Origin of the sequence: Croceicoccus estronivorus (genome assembly GCF_001625325.1) — a bacterium.
Taxonomy (GTDB): Bacteria; Pseudomonadota; Alphaproteobacteria; order Sphingomonadales; family Sphingomonadaceae; genus Caenibius; species Caenibius estronivorus.
This window is the reverse complement of record NZ_JRQQ01000004.1, coordinates 53,854-74,307: the sequence shown is the minus strand read 5'-3', so window position 1 is coordinate 74,307 and position 20,454 is coordinate 53,854. Positions and strand designations below refer to the sequence as shown.

The window sequence follows — 20,454 nt, the reverse complement described above, 5'->3', positions numbered from 1 at the left end:
CATGCACCTGCTGGCAGCCACCCCCGGCAACATTGCCAATGGCGACGAGGCTGTCGACCTCGACCAGTCGCCGGGCGATATCGTATTGCTGACAGTGGCTGACAGCGAACTTGCGTGCTTTGCCCAGGCCGCAGCGCAGTTGCGGACACTGTGCGACGATGCGCCACGAGTGCGCCTCGCCAATCTGCTGCAACTGCGCCATCCCTATTCGGTCGATCTCTATGTCGAGAAGGTTATTGCGAAGGCCCGCTTCGTGTGCGTGGTCCTGCTCGGCGGCAAAAGCTACTGGCCCTATGGGGTGGACGAAATAACCGCCGTGGCGCGCAAGCATGGCATTGCCTTTGCCGCGATTGCCGATGGGCGCGAAGCAGACCCCGCCCTGGATCGTGCGTCCACGCTGTCTGCTGAGACTTGCCAGCATCTGCGCGCCTACCTGCGGCAGGGCGGGAAGGCCAACGCCCTGAGCTTCCTGCAAACAGCCGCCCGGCTGATCGGCAAGGACTGCGGCCAACCTGACGATCCCGTGCCCGTGGCCGACGCCGGACTCTATCTGCCGGGCCAAGATCGCCCCACTCTGGCAGAGGTTCAGGCCCGCTGGAACAAGGACCGCCCGACCGCCCTGATCGTGTTCTATCGGGCCTTGGTGATCGCCGGCACGCTGGGTGCGGTAGATGCGATGATTTCCGCGCTGGAAGCACGCGATCTTAATGTCGCGGGCGTATATGTCCGCTCATTACGCGAACCTTTCGTGCGAGACTGGATGGCAGGCAGCCTGCCCCAAATCGCGCCCGACGTCATCGTCAATGCGACGTCTTTCGCCGCATCCTCCACCTCTGAAAGCCGTGTCCCCTCTCCGCTTGAGGATGCAGACTGCCCCATCCTCCAGGTTGTCTTTGCCGGAATGGAAGAGACCGCCTGGCAGGACAGCATGCGAGGCCTCGGCCCGCGCGATCTCGCCATGAACATCGCCCTGCCCGAAGTGGACGGGCGGCTGTTTTCCCGCGCAGTCGCATTCAAGGCGGCGGAACGGTTCGACCCTGTCACCGAATGCGGCATTGTCGTGCCCCGAGTACAGCCCGACCGACTGGCATTTGCCGCAGACCTCGCTGCGAACTGGGCACGTCTAAGGCAAACGCCCCCGGCAAAACGACGGGTTGCGCTGATTCTGGCGAACTACCCCAATCGCGACGGGCGCATTGGCAACGGTGTCGGACTGGACACGCCAGCGAGCGCCGCCGCGATACTCGCCGCGCTGAAGGATACGGGATACCTCTGCGATGGTGCTCCACCGGACGGCGCAGCATTGATGAAACGGATGACCGGCGGAGTAACCAACGACCTCACTTCCCGTGATCGGCCCGGAGAAGTGGCCCTCACACTGGATGACTATCGTGTTGCCTTCGCCGAATTGCCGCAAGAAGCACGGGCGGCAGTGAGCACACGCTGGGGTGCGCCGGAGAGCGATCCCATGGTTCGAAACGGGTGCTTCCGGCTTCCCGTTCACCTGTTTGGCAACATGGTCGTCGCAGTTCAGCCTGCTCGCGGTTACAATATCGACCCCAAGGAAAGTTATCACGACCCGGCATTGCCACCGCCGCATGCCTACCTTGCCTTTCATGTCTGGTTGAACCGGGAGTTTGGCGTTCACGCGGTCGTGCATGTCGGCAAGCACGGGAACCTCGAATGGTTGCCAGGCAAAGCCGTATCTCTTTCAAAGGCATGCTTTCCGGAAATCTGTGCCGGGCCGGTGCCTCAGTTATACCCCTTCATCGTCAACGATCCCGGCGAAGGCACTCAGGCAAAACGTCGCATCGGGGCCTGTATCGTCGATCATCTGACACCGCCGCTGACCCGCGCAGAAAGCTATGGGCCGCTCAAGCAGTTGGAAGCCCTGGTCGACGAATACTACCTCGCCGCGGGAATGGACCCACGCAGGCTGGAACGGCTGCGGCGGGACATAATCGACCTCGCCCGTTCGCAAGGTCTGGATCAGGATGCCGGGGCCGAAGGCGAAGACGATCACGCACTGGCCGCCATCGACAACTACCTGTGTGAATTGAAGGAAATGCAAATCCGCGATGGGTTGCATGTCTTTACGCTGTCCCCTCAGGGGCCGCTGCGGCGCGATCTCCTGATTGCTCTGGCGCGCACGCCGCGCGGCTACGACCAACCGGGGCAGGCATCCCTTCTGCGTGCACTGGCCAACGATCTGGAGCTTGGCTTCGACCCGCTGGATTGCCGCTTGGGCGATCCATGGGCAGGCCCCCGGCCAACGGCATTGGCAGAGCTGTCACCGGACGTGTGGCGCACCACCGGCGACACCGTCGAACGTCTGGAAAAGCTGGCAGCGAAGCTGATCGAAGGCGGGGCTCCGCCCGGCCCTGAAAGCACCGCTGTCCTTCACGCCATCTCGACTGCAATCGCGCCGCGTGTCGATGCCTGTGGAACGGCAGAGCGAGCAGCATTGCTCGCAGGGCTGAATGGGCGTTTCGTCCTCCCCGGCCCTTCCGGAGCGCCAACGCGGGGGCGGCCGGACGTCTTGCCCACAGGGCGCAACTTCTATTCCGTCGATACGCGAGCCGTCCCCACTGCGGTGGCCTGGGATCTCGGGCTGCGGTCCGCGCAACTGCTGGTGCAGGATTATCTCCAGCGCGAAGGCGAATATCCGCGCGCAATGGCCCTGTCCGCGTGGGGGACAGCCAACATGCGCACCGGAGGGGACGATATCGCGCAGGCCCTGGCACTGATGGGAGCCCGCCCTCGCTGGGACTGGACATCCGGCCGTATCCTCGGCTTCGAAATCATGAGCCTGGCAGAATTGGGCCGCCCCCGTGTCGACGTGACATTCCGCGTTTCCGGCTTTTTCCGCGATGCTTTTCCTGAACAGATGAACCTGATCGACAGCGCGGCACGGGCCGTCATGGCGCTGGACGAACCGGAGGAAGACAACCCGGCGGCGGCGCGCCATCGGGATGAGATTGCCGCCCTGGTCGCCAAGGGGGCGGACCCGGCACGGGCCGCCCGCCGCGTCGGCGCGCGCGTATTCGGATCGAAGCCGGGGGCCTACGGGGCCGGACTACAGGCCATGATCGACGAGCGGATATGGCAGGAACGGGCAGACCTGGCCAACGTCTATCTCGACTGGGGCAGCTATGCCTATGGCGGCGGCGTTGAAGGAGAGGCGGAGCGCGACCTGTTTGCCATGCGTCTCACCCGCGTCGATGCCCTGGTCCAGAATCAGGACAATCGCGAACACGACCTGCTCGACAGCGACGATTACTATCAGTTCGAAGGCGGAATCGCTGCGGCGGTGGAACATCTGTCGGGCAAGGTTCCGCTATCCTATCATAACGATCACAGCCGCCCGGAACGCCCCGTAGCTCGCACTCTTTCCGACGAGATCGGCCGCGTGGTCCGGGCCCGCGTCACCAATCCCAAGTGGATCGCGGGCGTGATGCGTCACGGCTACAAGGGCGCGTTCGAGATCGCCGCCAGCATCGACTACCTGTTCGCGTTCGCCGCCACGACGCACGCCGTGCGGGACCATCATTTCGACGCTGTCCATGCCGCCTTTTTCGAGGACGAAGCCGTTCGCAGCTTCATGGCCGAGGCGAATCCGGCCGCCCTGCGCGAAAGCGCTGCCCGCATGGCCGAGGCAATCGAACGCCAGATGTGGAAGCCCCGATCCAACAGCGCCGCCCTGCTGCTGGCCGAACTCATCAAGGAGAAACCGATATGATCGAACGCACCGGTGATCGCCACACTGAGAAAATGAAAAAGAAACAGGCCGCCCACGAGAAGATCATGGCCAGCAAGACCGCCGAAAAGGGCTTGCTGATCGTTCATACCGGCAAGGGCAAAGGCAAGACGACCGCCGCGCTCGGCATGGTTCTGCGCATGATCGGCCATGGCAAGAAAGTCGGCGTGGTCCAGTTCGTCAAAGGCGCAATGACAACCGGGGAAAAGGCCGTGTTCGATGCTTTCCCCGACAACGTCGAATTCAAGCCGATGGGCGAAGGCTTCACCTGGGACACTCAGGATCGTGCACGGGACATCGCCGTTGCGCGCGAAGCCTGGGAAGAGGTCAAGCGCATGATCGCCGACCCGGCCTACGACATGGTGCTGGCGGACGAACTCAATATCGTCCTGCGTTACGATTACCTGCCGCTGGACGAAGTGCTGGCCGTTCTGACCGATCGCGCACCGATGAAGCACGTGGTCGTCACCGGCCGCAATGCCGCCGAACCGCTGATCGAAGCGGCAGATCTCGTCACCGAGATGACCATGCTGAAGCACCCCTTCCGCAGCGGCGTGAAAGCCCAGCCGGGGATTGAATTCTGACCCCGGCCACGTTCATCTCAATCCGCCGCAATCTGCCCTGCGAGACTGCGCGCGGCCTCGACATATGCGGGTCCTCCGCAGACTGTCCATGCCTGTGGCAAGCGGAGGCGCGGGATGTCCCGCAGTGCCGGGTGCTGCAACATCTCGGTACCCTGGTCCGAAACGTGGCCGGCCCCGGCTTCGACAATGATGAAATCGGGTTGGGCGGCAACCATTTCCTCGATCGACATGTGCGAGAGCGGCGGCTTGTCGAGCGTTTCGGCCAGATTCACCAACCCGACACGCCGCATCAGGTCGTCCACCAAGGTGCCGGTACCGGTCAGGAAACCACGCCGCTGGTAATAGGCCGCTACCCGGCCATTGCCCGGCTTCGGAATGGCCGCGAGTTGCCGTTCCATATCGGCAATCAATGCTTCCCCACGCTCCCGATGGCCAACGGCACCGGCAACCTTGCGAATTTCCCTCACGATGTCCGCAAGACTCTCCGCCCGGTCGACATCCAGCGCCGGATAGCCTCGATCCGCCAGCGCCATCATCACGGCACTGCGCCGCGCAGGCATGCCTACCAGCAGATCCGGTTCGATCGCCAACACTTCTTCCGCCGACTGGCCGAGAATGGGATAACCTTTCGTCCGCGATGCCGCCGCAGACAGTTCCGCGTTGTCTGCATTGTGCGTCAGGCCCGCAATCTGCCCGCGATCGGCCAATGCGAGGAGCAACTGGTCCGCGCAAAGGTTCAACGAAACGATCCGTTGCGGGGCTGGCTTCGCCGCTTCTGCGCGGTTCGAAGCATATGCGCCTGCCCCCAGTGCAAGGGCGCCCAGCAACACACCGATAGCCCCGGCGACGCGGGCTCCAAAATATTTCGTCTGCGGCATTATGCCGCATCCCTTATCAGCACGACCCCGGGACACAAGCGTGACGGGGCAACCGATCCAATGCGAGGTTTTCGTGAATGCCCCTCCTCTGCCTGACCGGCGGCATCGCTGGCTGCTGCCTCTGCTGATCCTGCTGCTGGCAACCGCCGCCGCCGCATCGCTGGCGCTGGGTCCGGTGCCCTTGCCGGTTCCCCGCATTCTGTCCGCCCTTACCGGGCATGGCGACAGGATCGCCACGGCCATTGTCGTCGACCTGCGCCTGCCCCGGCTGCTTGTCGGCCTGTTGGTCGGCGCAATACTCGGCCTGAGCGGCGCGGTCTTGCAAGGCTATCTGCGCAATCCACTGGCCGAACCCTCCGTACTCGGCGCTTCGAACGGAGCCGCTCTGGGCGCGGTCGTCGCCATCTACTTCGGGCTGGCGGAATGGAACATGGCGCTCCTGCCTCTCATGGCGATCGCCTGCGGTCTCGTCGCGCTCAGCATGCTGTTTGTGCTGGCCGGCAATTCCGGCAGCCCGTTGACGCTGATCCTCGCCGGCATCGCGGTATCGACACTTGCCGGAGCGGGGATAAGCCTCGCGCTCAACCTTTCACCCAATCCATTCGCGGCGATGGAGATTACGTCCTGGTTGCTCGGCTCGCTGGAAAACCGGTCGATGCGCCACGTGTGGATCGCCCTCCCCTGCGTTCTGGCAGGCACCGCTCTGTTGCTCGGCAGTGGCAAGGTGCTCGATGCATTAAGTCTCGGGGAAGACGCCGCGCAATCGCTGGGCCTCGACCTTGCCCGGGCACGGTTGCCCATTCTGCTCGGTACGGCCATAGGCGTCGGAGGCGCGGTTGCCGTGTCCGGTTCGATCGGCTTCGTCGGTCTGATCGTCCCGCATCTGATCCGGCCTTTCACTGACCGCAGCCCCTCCACGCTCCTGCTTCCATCCATGATCGGGGGCGCGGTGTTACTGACGCTGGCGGATGTGGCTGTGCGGATCATCCCCACACAGGCAGAACTGAAACTGGGGGTAGTCACAGCCTTTCTCGGCGTCCCGGTCTTCTTGCTCCACCTGATGCGGGAACGGCGCATATGGTGACCATGGAACTTGCCGACATGACAGTCGCGCTGGGCCGCCGCATGGTGGTGCGGAACGTGTCTGCCACGCTTCACAGTGGTTCGCTGGTCGGAATTATCGGACCCAATGGCGCCGGAAAATCCACGCTTGTCCGTGCTTCGCTGGGCCTTGCTCCCGTTGCGGAGGGGACAATACGGATCAACGGGACGCCAGTCAGCCAAATGGGGCGGCAGACTCTCGCCCGGATGCTTGCCTACCTTCCTCAGGGGCAGACGTTGCACTGGCCTCTTGCCGTGGAACGGCTCGTCGCATTGGGCCGTTTGCCTCATCTCGGCCCGCTTTCGCGAATCAGAGCGCAGGATGGCGGCATAATCGAACAGGCCATGCAGCGCGCGGATGTGCTCCATCTGCGCAATCGCAATGCGATGGAACTCTCCGGCGGTGAACGGGCCCGCGTGTTGCTGGCTCGTGCCCTGGCGGTGGGCGCGAAGGGGCTAATCGCCGACGAACCGCTCGCCTCGCTCGATCCCGGCCATCAGATAGATGTCATGACGCTGCTCGCCCGCGAAGCACATGGCGGGGCGCTGGTCATCGCGGTGCTGCACGATCTGACAATGGCAGCCCGTTATTGCGACCGTCTGTTGCTGATCGACCGGGGTCGGCTGGTGGCCGATGGCCCGCCTGCCGATGTCCTGACCCCGGAAAGGCTGGCGGGAGTGTACGGCATCGGTGCCTATGTCCGGACGGACGGAAATACCCCTATGATCGTGCCCGTGGAACGCGTTTCTGCCGATTGACGCATTGCATCATCGTGCCTATCGCTGCTGCCAGCGACAGGTTCCCCGGTAGCGGGGATTAAAACGGGAACGGGGTGCGATACCCCGGCTGCCCCTGCAACTGTGAGCGGTTAGCCGCGCGCCATATGCCATTGGGATACTGTCCCGAGAAGGCGGCGCGATCCGGCGACGATCCGCAAGCCAGGAGACCTGCCTTTCGCTGTCGTCCTTCGTGCGGACAGGGTGTGCCGGGCGGACGGGGTGTGAACCCGAGCGGCGACAGATCCGGCCCGCGTATCGCGCGGGGGATGGCCGCGGTGTGTTCCACGCCCACGGTGTTCCCCAAACGAGAGCGGCCCTTTGTCTGAAGGTGTTCGCCTATGTTGTCGAAATTCGTTCCCCTGTCCCGATCCGGCCCGGTGCCCGATCTTGTCGTAAGACTGCGTCAGGAGGTCGTTCCATGCTCATGCCTGTGAGCACCGGCCCTGCGGTGGTCGTGTGCAACACCTGCCGCAATTCGGCCAACGCGCGCGAGGACGAACATGGGGTGCGCGGTGGGGCGCGATTGGCCGATGCCTTGCGTGCGGTCCAAGGCTCCGACAGCCGCTATACCGCAATCGCTATCCAGGAAATGCCGTGCCTGTTCGCCTGTTCGGACTACTGCACCGTACACCTGCGCGCGCCCGGCAAAATCAATTACGTCATGGGCCGCTTCGTCCCCGGCGAAGATGCGGCGCGGGCTATCCTCGATTACGCCGCGCATTACGCGCTCAGTGAATTTGGTCAGGTCCCCTATGCCGACTGGCCAGAGGGCGTGAAAGGGCACTTCATTACCCGTTCCCCACCGGAAGGGTTCGTTGCCCGATGAGCTTTTCCTCTATTATCGACTTCGAGACGGCACTCGAAAAGCGAACCCAACCGGACGACACCGCCATCGCGGCCGCCCAGGCACGACAGGGACAATTGACCAAGCCCGCCGGTTCGCTTGGCCGGCTCGAACAGATCGCGTTGTTCCTCGCGGGCTGGCAAGCGCGGGAGATCCCGTTACTCCAAAGGCCCCACGCGATTGTCTTTGCTGGCAACCACGGCGTTGCCGCGCACGGCGTCAGCGCTTTTCCAACGTCCGTCACCGCTCAGATGGTGGCCAATTTCCAGGCCGGAGGGGCCGCGATCAACGCACTTTCGCGGGCTGCTGACATGGATCTCGCCGTGGTGGCAATCGAACTTGACCGTCCCACTGCCGATTTCACCACCCAACCTGCCATGACCGAAGACGAGTGCATGGTCGCCCTTTCCATCGGGGCGAATGCAGTGCCCCCAGACAGCGATCTGCTCGTGCTTGGGGAAATGGGCATTGCCAATTCAACAGCGGCTGCAGCACTCTGCGCGCGTGCCTTCGGCGGAGAGGCAACGACCTGGACCGGTGCGGGCAGCGGCATTGGCATGGAAGGCGTGGCGCACAAGGCCAGAGTGGTCGATAAAGCTATCGCCTGCCATCGCGATGCCCCCCATAGCGCTTTCGAGACATTACGCCGGGTCGGTGGGCGTGAGATCGCCGCCATTTCCGGGGCAATCCTGCGCGCACGCCAACTGCGTATCCCGGTAATGCTGGACGGCTTCATCTGCTGTTCTGCGCTGGCACCACTGGCTGCATCAGTGCCGGATATCGCCAGTCATTGCCTTGCCAGCCATCAGTCCGCTGAATCCGGCCACGGACGTCTGCTGAAATTGCTTCGCCTGGATCCCCTGCTTCATCTGGAAATGCGCCTCGGTGAAGGGAGTGGAGCGGCAGTGGCTGTCAATATCGTCCGATCCGCACTCGCTGCCCATGCGGAAATGGCCACGTTCGCTCAGGCCGGTGTGTCCCCCGCACAATGAGCGGCTTTGCATTGCATCTCCTGCGGCATGGCGCACCCGAGGTGCCCGGCCTCCTCATGGGACGGACCGATGGAGCACCCACCCCCGACGGGATAACCGCCTGCATACGGCAAGCTACGCGAATTTCCTTTACCCGGCTGGTCTCTTCCGACTTGTCGCGGACCACTCTGGCCGCCCGCGCGGTCGGCAAAGTGCATGGCGTGCCGGTGCGTGAAGATGCTCGGTGGAGAGAACTGGATTTCGGCGTATGGGACGGCCTTCCCCCGTCTCAAGTCGATCCGGAAACCATCGGGCAGTTCTGGAACGATCCCGATGCACACCCCCCGCCGGGCGGAGAGCTCTGGTCGTCACTCGTAGCCCGTGTATCGGAGGCGATCGACGACCTCGATCAGGCCCCGACACTCGTCATCACGCACGGCGGTGCAATGCGTGCAGCGCTGGCCGTTCTGTTCGGCTTCGACCATCCGGCGCTCTGGGCATTCGACCTGCCCTGCGCCTCTCTCCTGTCCATCCAGATCTGGCCAGGCCAGCCCCGCAGCGCACAGATCATCGGACTAAGGAGATGAAAGGAGCGATCATTGCACTGCAGTTCATGACTCGGCTTCCCATGCCCCGCATTTCGGTGTCGAGTGCCGAATTCGCCGCCTCTATCCGGTGGTTTCCCATCGTGGGCGTCGTTGTCGGAAGTTGTGTGGCAGGCGCAGCGTGGGCAGGCAGCCGGATTGATCCGTGGACCGGGGCCTTGACGGCACTGGTCGTCTGGATCGGTGTCACAGGCGCGCTGCACCTCGACGGGCTGGGCGACATTGCCGACGCCAGCGGCGCGATACACAAGGATCGGGCCAAACTGCTGGAGGTGCTGGCAGATCCACATATCGGCACTTTCGGCACGGTCGCGATTGGCCTGCAATTGCTGGCCAAGCTGCTGTTGCTCCAAAGTGTAATCGAACTGTCGGGTTGGACCGCACTTGTCCTCACCCCTTTCGCTGCCCGGTTCGGGCCGCTGGTCTGGACCGTCTGGCTCCCTCCCTTGCACGAAGGGCTGGGCGCGCGCTTCAAAGGGGCGATACGCCCTTGGCATCTGTGCTTGTGGTTCAGCGGCCTGATCGCTTGCACATGGGAAATGCCCGCCATTCTGGTCACGCCTGTACTGGTATTCCTCTGGGGCCGATGGGTGATGCGCCGCATCGGCGGCATTTCAGGCGACAGTCACGGCGCGGGAATTGAGATCATCGAAACAGGCCTGTTGCTCGCATGGCTGATCTGGGCAAGGTTCGCGTGACTGCTCAATGGACATGGCATGGAGGTGGCCTTGCCGCCGCGCGGGCCTATTTCGGGGATCAGGGCGAGCCCTGGATAGATCTTTCCACCGGCATCAATCCTCATGCCTGGCCCCAGACCTGCACCATCCCGGTCGACTGGCAGCGTCTGCCCGAATGTGAAGCGCTGTCTGACCTGGAAGCCGCCGCAGCCGCGCATTTCGACGCCGACCCGGCTCACGTCTGCGCCCTGCCCGGCACAGAGATCGGATTACGCCTCGCAGGGGAGTGCTTTTCTGCTCCGGCCTTTTACCTCACGCCATCGTACCGCACTCATGGAGAAATCATCGTCGGCGCACGGCCGCTGACGATGGACGCTCTGCATCTTGCGGACGGGGCGACATTGATCCTCGCCAATCCCAATAATCCTGACGGGCGCCTGCTGAGCCCGGTGCAATTGACCAAGTTGCTTGCTCAACGCGGCCCGCAAGGGTGGCTCATCGTTGATGAGGCATTTGGCGATTGTGATCCTTCAAATTGCATGGCCTCTGCTGTCAGGGATAACCGGCGGCTGGTGGTTTTCCGTTCCTTCGGCAAGTTTTTCGGCCTGGCTGGCTTACGCCTCGGCTTCATGGTCGGACCACGGCCAATGATCGCGCACTTGCGCCGTCGCATCGGCGCATGGCCTGTTTCTGCAGCGGCCATCGCCGTCGGCAGGGCGGCATATCGCGACCACGCGTGGATCTCCGCCACAAGGGATCGCCTGCGCGAAGAGGCGCTCGCGCTTGACGCCCTGTTGCACGACAAGGGCCTCCCCTCCTCAGGCGCGTGCCCGCTTTTCCGGCTGGTGGAGATCGACAAGGCCATGCCCCTGTTCGAACGGCTGGCCCGACAATCGATCCTGACACGTCCGTTCAACGATTTGCCCAACAGATTACGGATCGGATTGCCGGCCAATGCGACGGAATTCAGCCGATTGGAGGCGGCGCTGTCCGATGGCTGAACCGGTCGCGATGGCCGCGCTCATTCTGGATGCCGCGATAGGCTGGCCCCATTGCCTCTATATTCGGATCGGACATCCCGTTGGTCTGTTCGCGCGCATTATCAACGCATGCGCAAGGTGTTGGAACCGGCCAGAGTATGGCGAACTCTCTCGCCGGTTTCTCGGCGTTGCGACAATGGCTGTTCTCGTCATATCGAGCGGAGGCGCTGCATGGCTGCTGCAAACCCTGATTATCAGCCACGCAGGCTCGTTTGGCTGGCTATTGCTCGCGATCTGCGCATGGCCGGCGCTTGCACAACGAAGCCTTTACACGCACGTGCGCCCGGTTGCTCGCTCCCTTGTGCAAGGCGACATCGAAAATGCGCGCAAAGCCGTATCGATGATCGTTGGGCGAGACACAGAGGCTCTGGATCAGGCTGGCATTGCCCGGGCGGCCATCGAAAGTCTGGCGGAAAGCTTTTGCGATGGCATTGTTGCCCCGCTGTTCTGGTTGCTTATCGGGGGACTGCCCGGTTTATGGGCTTACAAGGCCATCAACACAGCAGATAGCGTGATCGGTCATCGGGAAGAGCCCTGGAGCGCATTCGGCTGGGCCGCCGCGCGCGTGGACGATGTGGCGAACCTCCTTCCGGCACGTATTGGGGGAATTCTCCTTTGCCTGGTTGCCGGACGCGGCTGGCGGATCATGCTGCGTGATGCACGCAAACATGCCTCCCCCAACGCAGGATGGACCGAGGCGGCCATGGCCGGGGCTCTTGGTCTGCGTATCGCCGGTCCGGTTTCCTACGATGGCGCGTGGGAAGACAAAAGCTGGATCGGCACTGGATCCAACCAGGCCGGGCCGCATGATATCGACTGCGCCCTGCGCATCTATCTTCGCGCTTGTGCAGGCTTATGGATCGTTTCAGGAGGCTTGGCATGGGTGCTCTGATGCTGCAGGGAACAGGGTCTGACGTCGGCAAATCCGTGCTGGTCGCCGGGCTTTGTCGCGCGCTCTCCAATCGCGGTCTTTCCGTCCGTCCGTTCAAACCCCAGAACATGTCGAACAATGCAGCCGTCACTGCCGATGGCGGCGAAATTGGCCGTGCACAGGCGCTTCAGGCCCTGGCGTGCCGCATTGCCCCTCACACCGACATGAACCCCGTTCTGCTCAAACCCCAGGCGGACCATACGTCTCAACTGATCGTGCACGGCAAGCTGCGCGGCACCCTGGGCAGTGGCAATTTTCGTCTGGCGCGTGGGGCCCTGTTGCCGGAAGTCATGGACAGTTACCGGCGGCTGCAGGCGCAATGCGATGTGGTGTTGGTCGAGGGCGCCGGATCACCCGCGGAGATCAACCTGCGGCACGGAGACATCGCCAACATGGGTTTCGCCCGGGCAGCCGATGTGCCGGTCATTCTGGTCGGGGATATTGACCGGGGCGGCGTAATTGCGGCCGTAGTCGGGACACGCACCGTAATCGATCCGGCAGATGCCGCGATGATCCGAGGCTTTCTTATCAACAAATTCCGGGGCGATCCCGCCCTGTTTTCAGATGGTTACCACCAGATCGAGACGCTTTCCGGCTGGCCCGGCCTTGGTGTCGTTCCCTGGCTGCCCGCTGCGGTGAAGTTACCAAGCGAAGATGCCGTCGTGCTGGAACGCAGCACAAGATCTCCATCAGGGCGGCTCAAGATTGCCTGCCCGATCCTGCCACGCATCGCCAATTTCGATGAGCTCGACCCGCTCAAGGCGGAAAGCACAGTCGAATTGTCCATGATTCCCCCCGGCCGCGCCATTCCTGGCGATGCCGATCTCATCATTCTACCCGGCTCCAAGGCTACGATAGCTGATATGGCCGCCATCCGCGCAGAAGGATGGGACATCGACATCCTTGCGCATCGCCGCCGTGGCGGGGCGATTATGGGCATCTGCGGGGGGTATCAAATGCTCGGCACCGACATTGCCGACCCCCATCATATCGAAGGCACGCAAGGCTCGATCGCAGGGCTTGGCCTGCTTGAAGTGCAGACCACGCTCACCCGGTCGAAATCGCTGCGCCAGACGACCGGCTCCGCCTTGGGCGCGCAGTTCTCCGGTTATGAGATGCACGTGGGCGAAACCCATGGGAAGGATCGGGCACGCCCATTTGCCATACTCGATCACGGCGGCACCGATGGCGCCGTCAGTGCCGACGGTCGCGTGATCGGCACCTATGTCCACGGCATGTTGACGAACACCGGCCTGCGTGCTGCATTCCTCCGCCAGTTCGGCAGCCTATCCGATGGCATTGACCATGATACCGTGGTCGATTCCGCGCTGGACGCCATTGCGGAAGATCTCGAAAAATACTGTGATATCAATTCTATGCTGACCATCTCCGGCGCGCGCCCATGATGAGCCAGACACTGTTCGTGATCGGTGGCGCACGCTCAGGCAAAAGCCGCTATGCGCAACAGCGGGCAGAGGCCACGAACCTCCCCCCGACCTTCATCGCCACCGCGCAGGCGTTCGATCAGGAGATGGAAGATCGCATCGCCCGCCATCGTGCAGACCGGGGCCAGCAATGGACCACTGTCGAGGCACCTCTGGACCTGCCCGCCGCCATTGCCTCCCATTCGAACGCGGACTGTGTCATCCTGGCCGATTGCCTGACCCTATGGGTAACAAACCTGCTGCTCGGGGGGCGTGACATAGGCATTGCGGTGAACGACCTGACCTCGGCCATCCGCATTGCTGCCGGGCCATTGATCGTGGTGAGCAATGAAGTGGGCTGGGGTATCGTCCCTGACAATGCGCTCGCACGGGAATTTCGCGATGCCGCTGGCATCGTCAATCAGCGCGTTGCCGAAGCCTCTGACGAGGTGCAGCTTCTCGCAGCCGGGCTGGCCCTGCGCATGAAATGAGCGATACGGTCTGCAATTTTCACGCACCTGCCACCGATTATCGCACCTGCGGGATCAGAAAGCGATCTCTATATTTCCGGATACCATCGCATTTCAGAAACGCTTGAAGAGAATTTCATCCTCTACAGTGAAAGTACGTATATAAATACTTTCACTGGCACCTCCTCAGAACAAAGAAGGCGGCCTCAGGTGAAGCCGCCTTCCATTTTTTTGGCCTTAAGCTTGAGGGAGCTTTCAAGACCCGAGCATCTCTCATGAGACGATGGTCTTTTATTGCATCATTTTGCTCTGAGGTAAAAGGAAACCTCAAAGTTTTTTTGGGAGTTTGCCTGTGTGGCCCCTCTCTCCCATCGATATTCCTCAAAATTACAAGGGCGGGCACTCGCACAGGCAATCGCCAATAATGTTCATGACTGGACCCATGTAGTGATTTTGCCTATTGCTCTGAAAACGATTGCGTGCCTAGCATGCGAGCGGAGAGGCCATTACTGCCACCGGCCAGACAGGTCTGGTTAACCATTGGATTTATAAAACAAAGCATGATATTCGGGAGGCGATTTCCCGTTACGTTGAATGATGACCCACCCCATGAATCATCGCCGCAATGTCTATATTGTCGATGATGACAGCGGGTCCCGAATGTCTGCGGCGGTATTCCTGAAATCACTTGGTTTTGAACCCAGCCCATTCGCTTCCGGTCATGATTTCCTGAAAAACATTCATGAGCGCCAGCCCGGCTGCGTGCTGCTGGAACTTTGCATGGCTGGCCTGGATGGCCTCGATGTACTGGATCGCATGGGGGACACCCGGCTGGAACTGCCCGTAGTGATGATGAGCGACAATGGCGACATTGCCAGCGCACTGCGCGCGATCAAGAAAGGCGCGCTGGATTTTCTCGAAAAACCTCTCACTCGCGAAGCTCTGATCGAAGCCTTGCGCGAGGTGTTTGACCGGCTTGAAAACCGTTTGGCTTCCAGGGGTGAACGGGAACGGGCGTTGGCCCTGATGGAAAGCCTGACCCGGCGCGAACGGCAGGTTCTTCAAAAGCTCGGCGATGGATTGTCGAACAAGGCGATCGCTTTCGAATTGGGTATCAGCACGCGGACAGTCGAAATGCATCGGGCAAATCTGATGCGCCGGTTGAAAGTCCGGTCATTGCCCGAAGCGATGGCAATCGTATTCCAGGCGACGAAGCAGCCCGAAGCTCTGCCGGATACACACGCGATCCACAATCACACGAACTGATCCTGTCCCGCGCGGCGGGGGTGCATCTTTCGCGAAGCCAACGCTTGCTTACCGCGGCGTGTCCTTGAGCCTGCGCCTAAGCATTCCTGCGCAATGCCCGCCGATTGCGAAAGAAACCCGCAAACAGAAAGCCCCCCGCCACGATCGTGGCGGGGGGCCCTGATGTTTCAAGCCTGTTGAGGCTTATTACATGCCGGATGCAATCGTCGACACGGCGTTGTTACCAACCGCAGTGGCCGAGATCGAGTTACCCGTCACCGACAGCGCACTGCCGGCAACCGCACCCAGACCAGAGGTCACGCCGTAGGTCACCGTCGTAACCGTGGCAGTTACAGAGGCGCTGTTCGTCTGAACATTGCCCACTGCAGCCGTCGGCATGCCCGTGTTCAGGGCGGCGACCGTCACAGTGTTGGCGGCGGTGTTACCATAGGCAGCCGCTGCCACAGTGTTGCCGATCACACCAACCGTCGCATTCGTGACTGTCGGCGTATTACCGTTCAGCGCAACCAGATAGCTGGCGTTCGTGCTCGTTGCAGTGACGCCATCGCCAGAGTTAGTCTGAACGTTCAGCACACCGGCGCGAGCGCCGACCGTGACATTGGCTGACGAGTTGTCGACGGAGACACCAGCACCCGGGCCGAAGCTCGTCGCGTTGCCATAGTTGGCACCGGCCGAGTAGTTCAGCACGTTGGTGGCCGAGTTACCACGAGCCAGAGCGGTGGTCGTGTTACCACCCAGCGTTACGCTGCTGCTGTCAGCTGCCGCAATCCCGGTATCACCCGCAACCGTGACACTGGCCGACGTCGTGGCTGAGGACTGAACAACGGCAGAACTGAACTGCGCATTGTTGATCCCGGCACTCGCTCCGAGGCTGGAGCCAGCACTCACGTCCATGGTGTTCACAGCGCGGTTCGCCGAAGCTTCGGCTTGCGTGCTGTTGCCGGCAATAACAACCGTGCTGTTGGTCAGGCCATCGGTTGCAATCGCAGCACCATCATCGTTGTAGATGCTGGTCACCGCAGTTGCCGTTGCAGCTGTGGTCGCACTCTGCTGGTTGAGCAGGATGTGATCGCCAAAGGCAACCATATCGGTATCGACGTCGAGATAGACATCACGATCGAACGTTACCGGAGCGATATTGGTGCCCGACACCGTCACCGCGTTGGTGGCGTTGTTGATTACACCAACCGCCAGGTTGCTGTTGTCCGACAGGCTGACGCTCGTGTTATCCGAAGATACGGGCGCGAACATGTCCAGATCGGACAAGGCCGACACCGCAGCTTCGCTGTACTGGCTGGAGGCCAGAACCGCTCCTGCTTCCGAATTGGTCGCATCCAGTTCCACGCTGTTGGCCGCCGTATTGGCCACCGCACGTGAGCTCTGGCTGTTCCCGTCAACGGTCAGCGTGGAGTTCGAGATGTCCGCATTGTCATTCATGTTGATGGCGAACGTGCCATAAACAGTGCTGTCGAGGTTGGACGGGCCCGCAAGCTGCGAATTCACCAGCATGTGGTCACCGCCAGCTTCCACACCAAGGCTATCGGCCGTGGCCGAAGTCCAGAAGTGGTCGCTGCCATCCGGAGCCGAAGTGGCTTCCACCAGCAGGCTGTTGGCGGCGCTGTTGCCAGTCACAGAACCCGACGTCAGGTTGCCATCGACCGAAATCGTCGAGGAAGTCACATCCTCTCCGATCGCGGCCATTACTCCGCCACCATTGGGAATCGGTGGAATTGCTGGTGTCGGAGACGTACCCGGGATCAACGGAACGTCGAAACCGTTAAGGCCGATCGTCTCATTCCCTGTATCAGATGCGTCACCGCCTGAACTGAAGCTAAAGCCATTGAAATCAGTCGTATCGACCGTTCCGGACAACACCACTGTGTTGCCATTCAAGGACGCTCCGCTCACACCGTTAAGGCTATTCAGGTAGTCGACCTCACGCTGAGTAAACGAGTAACCCGAAAATGTGACGGTTACCGTGCCCGACGAAATGATGAGATCATCACCCGACGTACTCATATATCCCGTACCAGAACCATTGGTCGTGGCTGTGTAACCTGGCGTGTCCGGCGTACCTGGATCAGCCGGAGTACCATCCGTACCTTCAACCCCGATAACCGCCGAGAGACTTGCGTCCGAAACCTGGAAGTTGGTCAGCGCACTGGTGGTGGCCAGTTCGTTGCCGCTCAGGTCCATCAGGTTATCCGCACGGTTAGCCGTGGCACCGGCGGTCAACGTGTTGCCGTTGCTGGCAACCGATGAATCGGTGACGTCAAGGTCCACAACCGTGAAGATTTCAGCGGAACTTGTCGGCGAACCAGTGTCATCGACCAGAGCGGCAGTGATTGAACCGCCTGCCGACTGCACGCTGTTCAGGCTGAACGAAGCGTCGGTCGTCGCAATGTTGGAAACGACAGCAGCCGATCCACGAATACCTGACGGGAACGAATCCGCTTCGGTATCGATGTTGGTCGCCGAAACGATCACACCGTTATCGGCACGGTTGCCATATGCCAGCGCCTGCACGGTGTTGTCCGAAGTCGAAACGCTCGAACCATCGAGATCACCGTCAATGTAGGTGCCTGCACCAACACCACCCGGAACCTGGGCCAGAATGCTCGTTTCGAATGTTACCGTCTGTGCATTGGTGAGGTTAAGCACCGATGCGAAGTCCGGTTCATCGACAATGGTATCCGACGTTGCAACCAGGTTACCGGCATCGAGGCTCGCCGTGTTGGTCGAGTCCGTGCCGTAAGCAGCCGCAACCAGGGCATTGCCGTCATTGATGATGGTGCTGCCACCATAAACATCGTCAACGTAGATACCCGTCGCGCCTTCGTAATAGCCATCAGCCGTTGCGGTGATGTCAGCCGAGACGGACTGCACATTCAGCAGGCCATATGCGGCAAGGACATTCGGTGCATTAGTGAAGTCGAGTTCGAAGCCATCGGCTGCACCTGCATCGTATGTGACAGTCGAAGCAACATCATCGACTGAGCTGTCAACGACGACGGTTTCGCCGCTGATGGCCAGCGAGTTGTTGGCAGAACCGCCATAGGCAATCGCCCGCTGCAGGTTGCCGCTCACTTCGACAGTGCTGCCCGAAATGTCGTAACCTTCAATCCAGGCGTCAGCCGCAGTCGACGCGCTTACTGCCGAAGCATCGGCAACGATCTGTACGCTCGAAATGCCGGCGCCAGTGTCAACGCCAACACCCGAAAGCGAAAGGCCGTTGGAAGCCGAGTTGCCGAGAGCAATCGCTTCCTGCGTGCCGTTGGTCACTGACAGAGTGGAGGCCGTAACCTCCTCTGCATCAGTGATGAGGCCAATCCCGCTGCTTTCACCGGCCGAGACATTGCTGCTGTACTGGCTTTGCAGGTTGCTGACGATCAGGTTGCCGCTTGCCAGGACATTGCCGTCCGGGCCCGTGCCGCCGGTAAGGTCGACCGAGAGAGCCGGGAAGGACGTGGCAGCGCCATCGACCGAAAGGCTCTGGCTGACCTGGTTGCCATAGGCCGAAGCCGCAACGCGGTTACCGTCCACGGTCACCGTGCTGCCGGGCAGATCACCCGTGTCGAAGTCGACCACTTCCACACCGATTTCCGCACCCTCATTGGTGGCAGCGACATTGGTGTAGAGGTTGGTCTGCTGGTTTGCGACAGCAGCCGTGCCGGCGAACGAGGCAGCCCCGTCACCATTGGCCAGTGCGCTGCTGGCAGCGTTGCCGCTGGCAGTCGCGGTCGAGGCGTTGTCCGAAATGGAGATCGAACCGCCGTTGATCGCCTGCACATCGGCGCCAATCACGCTCGCGCTGGTTGTCGCAGCGATGTTCAAACGGGTGCTGTTGCCCGCACCGGTATTGCCCTGGCTGTTGTGGATGACCAGATCAGCAGAAACGTCGCTGGAGACATCACCACCGGTATAAGCGGTATCCACCGAAGCAGAGGCGCCCGGGCCCGCGAACGACATGCCGTCGGCCAGCAGGATGCGGTTGCCCGCCTGCCCTGCAGTCGCACCCAGTGCTTCGTTGCCGCTGGCGCTGGAGCTGACAGTGTTGCCGTCAACCGACAGGCTGCCCGCGAGCGTGTTGACGAATGTGGATTCCGCATCGAGCGTCGCAACGATCCGGGCATCGCCATTGGTTGCGGTGATGTTCGCACTGTTGATCTGACCATTGGTCGCCACCGCGCTGCCGGTGAAGGTCGGCGCATCACCCGACTGAATGTCGATGGTGGTGTTGGAGCTGTTGCCCTTGGCCGTGGCACCGACGCTGTTATCTTCAACTGCCGGAGCAGCAACGATCGTGTTGTCCTGATCGCTGATCAGGTTCAGACCGACATCGTTGTCGCCAGCTGTTGCCGTGACGTCGCCGCCCGACTGCTGAGCCGTGCTGGCAACCAGGCTGCCTTGTGCTTCGAGCAGGTTGTCGATGCCACCGTTATCAATCGACGAGGAACCGGGTGCAGTTGACGTGTAGGTGTTAGGGATGGAACCCGCCAGCGTGGTGCTGCCGTTGTTGCCGGTGGCGTTGGCGTCGATGCTGTTGCTTCCGACCAGAACGCTGCCGGTAGCGAAATTGTCGAGGTCGGCGCCGATGTCATTGCCGCTAGCCTCAGCGGTGATCAAACCCAAACTGTCGTTGATCGCGGAACCCAGTGAGCCGGCACCATCGTTGAGGCCGTCGTTGTCGATCGTGGTCAGATCGATCAGGTTGTCGAAGTTGTTGCCGAAGGACGTCGCGGTGACTTCGTTGCCTGTCACGGTGATGGTGGTCGCCGTTGTCGGGCTGACCGTCTGGCTAACGCCGTTGAAGGAGCCGCTGGCTGTCGACCCGATCGCGCCTGCATTGGCGAGAATGGAATCGATGTCCACATGACCTGTTACGGTGGCTACCGTGCCGGCAGCGTTAATGGTCGTATCGGCCGCCTGTGCCGCCGGTGCGATTGCAACCGACGCAGCGATTGCACCGCCGACCGTAGTCAGCAGGCGTGCCTTACTTTTACTCGACATACTATTCATTTCATTGCCCCTTATTGCGATGAAATTTCGACGCGCAAAATTACGCGACATTACTTTTACTTCATCAAGTTTATGCGCACCCGTTATATTATTAAATTATGGGTTAC

Annotated in this window: 15 protein-coding genes and 1 riboswitch; of the genes, 13 read left to right on the top strand and 2 right to left on the bottom strand. The window is 61.4% G+C overall.

Annotation, left to right across the window (positions count from 1 at the left end; genetic code table 11):
* Position 1 precedes the first annotated feature (1 nt).
* Positions 2 to 3,739: a cobaltochelatase subunit CobN gene (cobN, locus tag MB02_RS07970; protein ID WP_067535272.1), complete on the top strand. Its 3,738-nt coding sequence runs from the start codon at positions 2 to 4 to the stop codon at positions 3,737 to 3,739.
* Entirely contained in the window at positions 3,736 to 4,341 is a 606-nt protein-coding gene (gene cobO, locus MB02_RS07965) for a cob(I)yrinic acid a,c-diamide adenosyltransferase (protein ID WP_067535269.1), read from the top strand. The genes cobN and cobO overlap by 4 nt, the downstream gene beginning before the upstream one ends.
* 17 nt (positions 4,342 to 4,358) lie before the next feature.
* Here the strand turns inward: cobO and MB02_RS07960 are convergent, their stop codons facing one another.
* Entirely contained in the window at positions 4,359 to 5,219 is an 861-nt protein-coding gene (locus MB02_RS07960; protein ID WP_067535266.1) for an ABC transporter substrate-binding protein, read from the bottom strand.
* 88 nt (positions 5,220 to 5,307) lie between these two features.
* Here MB02_RS07960 and MB02_RS07955 point away from each other — a divergent pair, with 88 nt between their 5' ends.
* From MB02_RS07955 to MB02_RS07905, 11 genes are all read left to right on the top strand, one after another.
* Positions 5,308 to 6,303, top strand: a complete 996-nt coding sequence (locus MB02_RS07955) for a FecCD family ABC transporter permease (RefSeq protein ID WP_067535368.1) — start codon at positions 5,308 to 5,310, stop codon at positions 6,301 to 6,303.
* Entirely contained in the window at positions 6,297 to 7,079 is a 783-nt protein-coding gene (locus tag MB02_RS07950; protein ID WP_067535263.1) for an ABC transporter ATP-binding protein, read from the top strand. Before MB02_RS07955 ends, MB02_RS07950 begins: the two co-directional genes overlap by 7 nt.
* Positions 7,080 to 7,100: 21 nt before the next feature.
* A riboswitch (cobalamin riboswitch) is annotated at positions 7,101 to 7,290 on the top strand.
* 228 nt (positions 7,291 to 7,518) lie between these two features.
* The gene (locus tag MB02_RS07945; protein ID WP_067535260.1) at positions 7,519 to 7,926 is read left to right on the top strand and encodes a DUF1636 domain-containing protein; all 408 of its coding nucleotides are present in this window, start codon (positions 7,519 to 7,521) and stop codon (positions 7,924 to 7,926) included.
* Positions 7,923 to 8,936, top strand: coding sequence for a nicotinate-nucleotide--dimethylbenzimidazole phosphoribosyltransferase (gene cobT, locus MB02_RS07940; protein ID WP_067535256.1), 1,014 nt, complete (start codon positions 7,923 to 7,925; stop codon positions 8,934 to 8,936). The genes MB02_RS07945 and cobT overlap by 4 nt, the downstream gene beginning before the upstream one ends.
* A complete protein-coding gene (locus MB02_RS07935; RefSeq protein WP_067535252.1) occupies positions 8,933 to 9,502 on the top strand; it encodes a histidine phosphatase family protein in 570 nt (189 codons plus the stop codon). Before cobT ends, MB02_RS07935 begins: the two co-directional genes overlap by 4 nt.
* The gene (cobS, locus tag MB02_RS07930; protein WP_067535248.1) at positions 9,499 to 10,218 is read left to right on the top strand and encodes an adenosylcobinamide-GDP ribazoletransferase; all 720 of its coding nucleotides are present in this window, start codon (positions 9,499 to 9,501) and stop codon (positions 10,216 to 10,218) included. The genes MB02_RS07935 and cobS overlap by 4 nt, the downstream gene beginning before the upstream one ends.
* Positions 10,191 to 11,198, top strand: coding sequence for an aminotransferase class I/II-fold pyridoxal phosphate-dependent enzyme (locus tag MB02_RS07925; protein WP_067535245.1), 1,008 nt, complete (start codon positions 10,191 to 10,193; stop codon positions 11,196 to 11,198). Before cobS ends, MB02_RS07925 begins: the two co-directional genes overlap by 28 nt.
* Complete coding sequence (gene cbiB / locus MB02_RS07920; protein WP_067535242.1) at positions 11,191 to 12,129, top strand: adenosylcobinamide-phosphate synthase CbiB; 939 nt, start codon at positions 11,191 to 11,193, stop codon at positions 12,127 to 12,129. Before MB02_RS07925 ends, cbiB begins: the two co-directional genes overlap by 8 nt.
* On the top strand, positions 12,117 to 13,574 hold the full coding sequence (locus tag MB02_RS07915) for a cobyric acid synthase (protein WP_067535238.1): 1,458 nt from the start codon (positions 12,117 to 12,119) through the stop codon (positions 13,572 to 13,574). Before cbiB ends, MB02_RS07915 begins: the two co-directional genes overlap by 13 nt.
* On the top strand, positions 13,574 to 14,083 hold the full coding sequence (cobU, locus tag MB02_RS07910; RefSeq protein WP_082826072.1) for a bifunctional adenosylcobinamide kinase/adenosylcobinamide-phosphate guanylyltransferase: 510 nt from the start codon (positions 13,574 to 13,576) through the stop codon (positions 14,081 to 14,083). Before MB02_RS07915 ends, cobU begins: the two co-directional genes overlap by 1 nt.
* A gap of 588 nt (positions 14,084 to 14,671) precedes the next feature.
* Complete coding sequence (locus tag MB02_RS07905; RefSeq protein WP_067535231.1) at positions 14,672 to 15,328, top strand: response regulator transcription factor; 657 nt, start codon at positions 14,672 to 14,674, stop codon at positions 15,326 to 15,328.
* A 186-nt stretch (positions 15,329 to 15,514) separates the two neighbouring features.
* Here MB02_RS07905 and MB02_RS07900 read toward each other — a convergent pair whose 3' ends face one another.
* Complete coding sequence (locus MB02_RS07900; protein WP_082826063.1) at positions 15,515 to 20,338, bottom strand: beta strand repeat-containing protein; 4,824 nt, start codon at positions 20,336 to 20,338, stop codon at positions 15,515 to 15,517.
* Between the last annotated feature and the right edge of the window lie 116 nt (positions 20,339 to 20,454).

What these genes read in the sequence shown, in the direction of transcription:
- MB02_RS07945 (WP_067535260.1), top strand. Translation starts at nt 7,519, where the DNA reads ATGCTCATGCCTGTGAGCACCGGCCCTGCGGTGGTCGTGTGCAACACC.
- MB02_RS07905 (WP_067535231.1), top strand. Translation starts at nt 14,672, where the DNA reads ATGAATCATCGCCGCAATGTCTATATTGTCGATGATGACAGCGGGTCC.
- MB02_RS07935 (WP_067535252.1), top strand. Translation starts at nt 8,933, where the DNA reads ATGAGCGGCTTTGCATTGCATCTCCTGCGGCATGGCGCACCCGAGGTG.
- MB02_RS07925 (WP_067535245.1), top strand. Translation starts at nt 10,191, where the DNA reads ATGGCTGATCTGGGCAAGGTTCGCGTGACTGCTCAATGGACATGGCAT.
- MB02_RS07915 (WP_067535238.1), top strand. Translation starts at nt 12,117, where the DNA reads ATGGGTGCTCTGATGCTGCAGGGAACAGGGTCTGACGTCGGCAAATCC.
- cobN (WP_067535272.1), top strand. Translation starts at nt 2, where the DNA reads ATGCACCTGCTGGCAGCCACCCCCGGCAACATTGCCAATGGCGACGAG.
- cobO (WP_067535269.1), top strand. Translation starts at nt 3,736, where the DNA reads ATGATCGAACGCACCGGTGATCGCCACACTGAGAAAATGAAAAAGAAA.
- cobT (WP_067535256.1), top strand. Translation starts at nt 7,923, where the DNA reads ATGAGCTTTTCCTCTATTATCGACTTCGAGACGGCACTCGAAAAGCGA.
- MB02_RS07960 (WP_067535266.1), bottom strand. Translation starts at nt 5,219, where the DNA reads ATGCCGCAGACGAAATATTTTGGAGCCCGCGTCGCCGGGGCTATCGGT.
- cbiB (WP_067535242.1), top strand. Translation starts at nt 11,191, where the DNA reads ATGGCTGAACCGGTCGCGATGGCCGCGCTCATTCTGGATGCCGCGATA.
- cobS (WP_067535248.1), top strand. Translation starts at nt 9,499, where the DNA reads ATGAAAGGAGCGATCATTGCACTGCAGTTCATGACTCGGCTTCCCATG.
- MB02_RS07900 (WP_082826063.1), bottom strand. Translation starts at nt 20,338, where the DNA reads ATGTCGAGTAAAAGTAAGGCACGCCTGCTGACTACGGTCGGCGGTGCA.
- MB02_RS07950 (WP_067535263.1), top strand. Translation starts at nt 6,297, where the DNA reads ATGGTGACCATGGAACTTGCCGACATGACAGTCGCGCTGGGCCGCCGC.
- cobU (WP_082826072.1), top strand. Translation starts at nt 13,574, where the DNA reads ATGAGCCAGACACTGTTCGTGATCGGTGGCGCACGCTCAGGCAAAAGC.